A 6,215-nucleotide genomic window follows, 5' to 3' on the forward strand; every position below is an offset into this window, starting at 1 on the left:
TCTGTGGCTTTAATTTTTTTTTACCCACTCAAATCAACATAGAACCATAAATTTTTATTCATTCAACAACTTTTCCACTGCATTAGTAGCAGTTTTCATTCTTTGTTGTGAATTTCCTGATATTATTTTATAATTAAAACCCCTGTTTTCCAATTCTTTTTTAAAGTAGTTGAAAAAATATTCTCTTTTATGAGGATGTTCCCTTTGAGGGTCATATTTCCATTCTAGGTCAATATCACATAAAAGATATAAGTCATATTTTCTGTTGGATATTTCCTTTTCAACCCATTCGGGAACTGTGTTGAACTTGTATTCCATCCAAATTTTTATGACGATTAATTCTGTGTCTGTAAAAATAATTCTATTGGTTTTTTTTAATAAAGCATCCTCTTGTTGAAGTTGAATTTTTGCAATCTTTTCAACATCATTAAAATTATATGGACGATTTAAACTGCCAACATAATTCCTTGCATATTCAGGTACCCAAATTGTTTTAAAATGCTTGGCAACTTTCTCAGAAAGTGTTGATTTACCTGTGGATTCAGGACCTGTTATGGCAATACGTTTAATCAATTTTTTTGGTTTTTTAAATCTTTTAACCAATGAGAATATCCAACAAAAGCAAGTATCGTTAGAACTATAAATAAAACTGTTGTAGGATATAATCCTTTATAAATATAAATACCGATTGAAACAAAATCAGCAACTATCCAAACTAACCAATTTTCTATATATTTTCGTGCCAGCATCCAAGTGGCAATAAAACTTAAAGTAGTAGTAAACGAATCCCAATAGGGGATATCAGAATCTGTATAACTTTTTAATATCCATGCAATTCCCCAAAAAAAAACAATAGCAATTAACGAAATAATTATATAAGATTTTTTGTTTATTTTGCTTACAGTAGCTTCCTTTTTCTTGTTTTTTTTATTGCCATAAAGCCAGTAGTACCAGCCATAAAAACTAATTACAAGAAAATATATCTGTAAAGACATATCTGCATATAGCTTTGCTTGTATGTAAACATAAATGTATAAACTTACCATTACAATGCTTACAAGCCAATACCAAATATTTTGTTTTATTTGTAAAGAAATTGCAATTAATCCAAGTGATGCAGCAATTAGCTCAATATAATTAGTACTCACCCAATCAACAACAGCATTCATTATAAAAAATTGAATTATTCGTTTCTTTTTTTCAAATTCAGGTAAGCATTTTCGGCAGCTTCCTGCTCGGATTTAATTTTTTTGAAACCGTTTCCTATTCCACATTCTTTGCCATCAATAAAAATTTTGGTAAAATAAAAGGGAACTTCATCATCTCGTGTTTCTTCTGTCTTAAATTCAATCGCTAAATTCTCTTTTTGAACTATTTCTATCAATCTGCCTTTGTAATTAATCTCAGTATTTATTACTGTTTCAAGATTAATATATTTTTTAATAATTTCTTCTAAGATATATTTTTTAACAAAGTAAAAACCTTTATCAAGATAAATAGCCCCAATAAATGCTTCAAATGCGTTTCCAAAAATATCGGGAGAATTTTTAACTGAAAGTTTAGATTTCTTGTCATAAACAAGAAACTTGTCTAGCCCTATTTCAAAAGAGATTTTATTTAAAGATTCACGATTAACGATTTTGGAACGCAGTTTTGACAAAAATCCCTCATCTCCATCAGGATAAGTTTTGCAAATATGTTCGGCAACAACCGTTGATAAAACAGAATCGCCAAGAAATTCAAGGCGTTCATTATTCACTTTATTTGCTAAAGATTTATGTTTAAAAGCTTGATTAAGAATTTCAATATCGTTTGGTTTAAAACCAAAACTTTTATGAAACAATGAAATAGATTCATTGTCTTTAACAAACAATCTTTTAAAAATCCTTTTAGACAAGTTTACTTAGCTTCTAACTTTTTATAAAGTAATGAAACATTATGTCCACCAAAACCAAAAGTGTTACTCAATGCATAATTTATCTCACGTTGTTGAGCATCATTCTTTGTAAGATTCAATTTAGAATCAATTTCAGGATCACGATTAAATTGATTTATAGTTGGAGGAACAATATTGTTTCTCATTGCCAAAATACATACTAATCCTTCAATAGCACCTGCCGCACCAAGTAAATGACCATGCATAGATTTTGTAGAACTGATATTCAATTTATATGCATTATCAGCAAAAACATCTTTAATAGCTATGGTTTCACTTATATCTCCACGAGGAGTTGCAGTGCCATGAACATTGATATAATCAATTTTTTCAGGATTAATTTCAGCATCTTTAAGCACATTTTTCATAACCAAACTTGCACCTAATCCTTCGGGATGTGGAGCTGTAATATGATATCCATCAGCAGAATAACCACTACCTGCAATTTCTGCATAAATAGTAGCTCCACGCTTTTTGGCATGTTCATATTCTTCAAGAATAAAACCAACACCACCTTCTCCTATCACAAAACCATCACGATCTCTATCAAAAGGTCTTGATGCTGTTTTAGGATCATCATTTCTAACAGACATGGCTTTCATTGAATTAAAACCACCAACGGCAATAGGACTAATTGATGCTTCCGAGCCACCTGCAACCATAACATCTACTCTACCATATCTTATATATTCGTAGGCTGAGCCAATAGCATTTGATGATGACGCACAAGCTGAAACTGTTGCGAAATTTACACCGTGAAATCCATATTTAATAGAAATATTACCTGCTGCAAGATCAATTATCATCTTGGGAATAAAAAAAGGACTAAATCTTGGGGTTCCATCACCTTTTGCAAAATTTGATATCTCTTCTTGCAATGCCGTTATTCCACCAATTCCTGATGCCCAGATAACTCCTGCTCTTTCTTTATCAATTTTTTCAAGGTCTAATCCGCTATCTTTAATAGCATTATCAGCACTTACCATTGCATATTGAGAAAAAAGATCTGATTTCCTTAGCTCTTTTCTATCCAAATAATCTTTTGGATTAAAGTTTTTAACTTCACATGCAAATTGAGTTTTGAATTTTTCTGCATCAAATCTTGTAATATTATCAGCAGAGCTAAAACCACTTTCAAGATTTTTCCAAAATTCGTCAATGGTATGGCCTAATGGTGTTATTAGACCAATACCAGTAACTACTACTCTTCTATAATTCATAATTTTATTTTGAATTATTTTACTTCTGCTTCAAGATATTTTATTGCTTCACCCACAGTTCCAATCTTCTCTGCTTGATCATCAGGAATTGATACGTTAAATTCTTTTTCAAATTCCATAATTAGTTCTACAGTGTCAAGTGAATCTGCACCTAAATCATTTGTAAAACTTGCTTCAGGAGTTACTTCACTCTCATCAACACCTAATTTTTCAACAATAATTTCTTTTACTTTTCCTTCTGTTTCAGACATATTTAAAATTTTTTAATTGGTTTCTAAAATAATTTTGTAATTTTAACTTTTATCTTAACATTAAAATTCGCCACAAAACTAATAATTCATAAATGATTAATAAAGAATCTGGTTAAGAAAATTATTGTTAAAACTGAAAAACTCAATTATGCAAAGACTTTTAGGCATTGTTTGTTTTGAAAAAAACTACAGACTTTCGTACTTTTTAAACAAAAAACTGGATATTAACTTAAGTAAACTAGGTAAATCTGTTGAAATAACTCATAAAAAAACATCTTTTGAATTGCCATATTTTTATGCTCAAAAAGAAGATTATCATTTTTTTCTTATTGAAAATAGATCTCCAATATCTCGAATATTTCCTAAATTTAAAAAAATTAATTACTGGTTATATATAACTAATGATAACGAACTTGACAAAAGGGATTTTGAAAAGGAGATTTCATCCATAAACATTATTCTTACTTCTTTAAAAATTGTTGATGAAAAAGTTTTCAATTTCTTTTCGGATATTCTTTATGTGTAATACTAATTCTGTTTTCACATTGGTATAAAAGGTATTCAATCAATTAATTGAAGAATATTCAGGTAGTTCGTCTAATCTTTTGTAGTTGTTTTCCTGTTTTTTCCAACAATAGCTTACCATTCCATTTGTAACAACAAGGTATTCAGATTTTATTTTTGAATTGTATGTGCCTAATTGAAATAATGTCTTTTTATTTATACTTATGCTTGGAGCTTTGCACTCTATTAATATTAATGGTATAGATTTTCGAGAATAAACAATTATATCTGTTCTTTTTAATAGTTTATTATATTTCATTCCGCTTTCTAAACTTATCATGCTTTTAGGATATTTTTTGAAGTTGATAAGATAGTTTACAAAATGTTGACGTACCCATTCTTCTGGTGTTAATACAACATCCATTTTTCTAATATTATCATAAATATATAGTTTGCCATTTTCATTTTTTAACAAATATTTATATTTTGGCAAGTTAAGATTGAGCATTTATCGTTAATTTTACACTTTATTTTAAATGATAAAATTAAGAAATGATAACCGATTATAAGAAAGTTATTGAAGGCATTAAAAACAAAAAATATTATCCTGTATATATTCTTGCCGGAATGGAAGCATATTACATTGATTTTATAAGTGATTACATTGCTAACAATATTCTTGAAAAAAGCGAAAGAGATTTTAATCAAACAATTGTTTATGGTAAAGAAACAAACATAGGCACTATTCGTGAAAGTGCTTTGAGATATCCTTTGATGGCAGAATATAATGTGATAATTGTTAAAGAAGCACAGTATTTAGATGACATTGAGAAATTGGAAAGTTATTTTAAAAAGCCAAATAAATCTTCAATACTGGTAATTTGTTACAAAAATAAGAAACTTGATAAGCGAAAAACACTTTATAAAAGTCTTTCAAAATATGTTTGTTATTTTGAAGGGCAACCAATTTATGATAATCAGTTGCCGGCATGGATAGAAAATTATGTCAAGTTAAATAAATTTAAAATAGATGAAAGGGCTACAATGCTGATAGGCGAATATCTTGGTCTAAACTTGAGCAAAGTAGCTAACGAGCTTGATAAATTATTCCTGATTAAAAAGAATGAAAAAACTATTAACTTAAATGACATCCAAAGAAATATAGGTATAAGTAAGGATTACAATGTTTTTGAGATACAAAAAGCATTGACTTTAAAAAATCACAAACGCCTTGTACTTATTATTAATTATATAAAATCAAATCCAAAGTCAAACCCGATTTATATGCTTACAGGTGTTCTTTTTGCGTATTTTAGCAAACTTCTCATTTTGCAGTATTCCTCCAATTTTGAATCAGCAGCTTTATCTATGGGTATTCGTTCTTTTCTGTTTAGAGAATATCAAACGGGAATTAGAAACTATCGTGGAAAAATTGAAAAAGTTTTAGCGATTATTCAGGATTTTGATTTGAAATCAAAAGGTATTGGTTCTAAAAGTGTTGAAGAGACTGAGCTTATAAAAGAAATGTTGTTTAAAATTCTCTACATCTAATGACCATTTCTAGTTCAGAAAATAGAAGAATAGATATTCCTCCATTAAATGAAAAATGGAAAAAACTTCTCAATAAAGAATTGAATTCAGATTATTTTTTTAGGATTTTAGAATTTTTAGAAAAAGAAAAATCAGAAAATCAAATAGTTTACCCCGAATATGAAAATATTTTCTCTGCTTTTAATCACAGATCTCCTGAAAATTTAAAAACAGTAATTATCGGGCAGGATCCTTATCATGGCGAAAATCAAGCTCATGGGCTTTGTTTTTCAGTTAAAAAAGGAATTAAACCACCACCAAGTCTTGTAAATATCTTTAAAGAGCTAAAAACTGACATAGGATTTTCAATTCCAAATCATGGTGAACTATTAAAGTGGTCGGAGCAAGGAGTACTTTTATTGAACGCAGTGCTTACCGTAAGAGGCAATCAGGCAAATTCCCATAAAGATATTGGCTGGGGAAAATTTACAGATGCAGTAATAAAAACAATATCCAATGAAAAAGAAGGAATAGTATTTTTACTTTGGGGCAGATTTGCACAAACAAAATCAGAATTGATAGACGATAAAAAGCATTTTATTCTTAAAGCTACTCATCCATCGCCATTTTCTGCAAATAACGGTTTTTTCGGATGTCGGCATTTTTCTACTACAAATGAAATTTTAAAAAGTATTAATAAAAAGCCTATTGATTGGCAGTTATAATTAGCTTCTATGTTGATTTGTGTGGGTAAAAAAAAATTAGAGCCACAGA

9 protein-coding genes are annotated in these 6,215 nt (G+C 29.0%); 3 read left to right on the forward strand and 6 right to left on the reverse strand.

All coding sequences use genetic code 11. The features are described 5' to 3' along the window. Positions 1–54: 54 nt before the first annotated feature. Genes U9R42_00465 through U9R42_00485 form a run of 5 tightly spaced genes read right to left on the reverse strand, consistent with a single transcriptional unit; the run spans position 55 to position 3,407 of the window. Complete coding sequence (locus U9R42_00465; protein MEA3494491.1) at positions 55–573, reverse strand: ATP-binding protein; 519 nt, start codon at positions 571–573, stop codon at positions 55–57. Then, positions 570–1,169 (reverse strand): nicotinamide riboside transporter PnuC, encoded by a 600-nt coding sequence (gene pnuC, locus U9R42_00470; GenBank protein MEA3494492.1) that lies wholly within the window; start codon positions 1,167–1,169, stop codon positions 570–572. The genes U9R42_00465 and pnuC overlap by 4 nt, the downstream gene beginning before the upstream one ends. A gap of 14 nt (positions 1,170–1,183) precedes the next feature. Further along, positions 1,184–1,873, reverse strand: a complete 690-nt coding sequence (gene rnc, locus U9R42_00475) for a ribonuclease III (GenBank protein MEA3494493.1) — start codon at positions 1,871–1,873, stop codon at positions 1,184–1,186. Between the two features lie 26 nt (positions 1,874–1,899). Then, positions 1,900–3,156, reverse strand: coding sequence for a beta-ketoacyl-ACP synthase II (gene fabF, locus U9R42_00480; GenBank protein ID MEA3494494.1), 1,257 nt, complete (start codon positions 3,154–3,156; stop codon positions 1,900–1,902). Between the two features lie 14 nt (positions 3,157–3,170). Further along, positions 3,171–3,407, reverse strand: a complete 237-nt coding sequence (locus U9R42_00485; GenBank protein MEA3494495.1) for an acyl carrier protein — start codon at positions 3,405–3,407, stop codon at positions 3,171–3,173. 148 nt (positions 3,408–3,555) lie between these two features. On the opposite strand from U9R42_00485, the gene U9R42_00490 reads away from it, so the two are divergent. Next, on the forward strand, positions 3,556–3,933 hold the full coding sequence (locus U9R42_00490) for an IPExxxVDY family protein (GenBank protein ID MEA3494496.1): 378 nt from the start codon (positions 3,556–3,558) through the stop codon (positions 3,931–3,933). A gap of 39 nt (positions 3,934–3,972) precedes the next feature. On the opposite strand, the gene U9R42_00495 is transcribed toward U9R42_00490, so the two are convergent. Then, a complete protein-coding gene (locus U9R42_00495; protein MEA3494497.1) occupies positions 3,973–4,419 on the reverse strand; it encodes a type I restriction enzyme HsdR N-terminal domain-containing protein in 447 nt (148 codons plus the stop codon). A gap of 44 nt (positions 4,420–4,463) precedes the next feature. On the opposite strand from U9R42_00495, the gene holA reads away from it, so the two are divergent. After that, on the forward strand, positions 4,464–5,462 hold the full coding sequence (holA, locus tag U9R42_00500; GenBank protein MEA3494498.1) for a DNA polymerase III subunit delta: 999 nt from the start codon (positions 4,464–4,466) through the stop codon (positions 5,460–5,462). Then, positions 5,462–6,166: a uracil-DNA glycosylase gene (gene ung, locus U9R42_00505; GenBank protein MEA3494499.1), complete on the forward strand. Its 705-nt coding sequence runs from the start codon at positions 5,462–5,464 to the stop codon at positions 6,164–6,166. Before holA ends, ung begins: the two co-directional genes overlap by 1 nt. The last annotated feature ends 49 nt before the right edge of the window (positions 6,167–6,215 follow it).

It is taken from the genome of Bacteroidota bacterium (assembly GCA_034723125.1).
Taxonomy (GTDB): Bacteria; Bacteroidota; Bacteroidia; order CAILMK01; family JAAYUY01; genus JAYEOP01.

Coding starts and splice junctions, on each gene's coding strand:
- ung (MEA3494499.1), top strand. CDS start 5,462: ATGACCATTTCTAGTTCAGAAAATAGAAGAATAGATATTCCTCCATTA.
- pnuC (MEA3494492.1), bottom strand. CDS start 1,169: ATGAATGCTGTTGTTGATTGGGTGAGTACTAATTATATTGAGCTAATT.
- U9R42_00490 (MEA3494496.1), top strand. CDS start 3,556: ATGCAAAGACTTTTAGGCATTGTTTGTTTTGAAAAAAACTACAGACTT.
- U9R42_00495 (MEA3494497.1), bottom strand. CDS start 4,419: ATGCTCAATCTTAACTTGCCAAAATATAAATATTTGTTAAAAAATGAA.
- holA (MEA3494498.1), top strand. CDS start 4,464: ATGATAACCGATTATAAGAAAGTTATTGAAGGCATTAAAAACAAAAAA.
- U9R42_00485 (MEA3494495.1), bottom strand. CDS start 3,407: ATGTCTGAAACAGAAGGAAAAGTAAAAGAAATTATTGTTGAAAAATTA.
- fabF (MEA3494494.1), bottom strand. CDS start 3,156: ATGAATTATAGAAGAGTAGTAGTTACTGGTATTGGTCTAATAACACCA.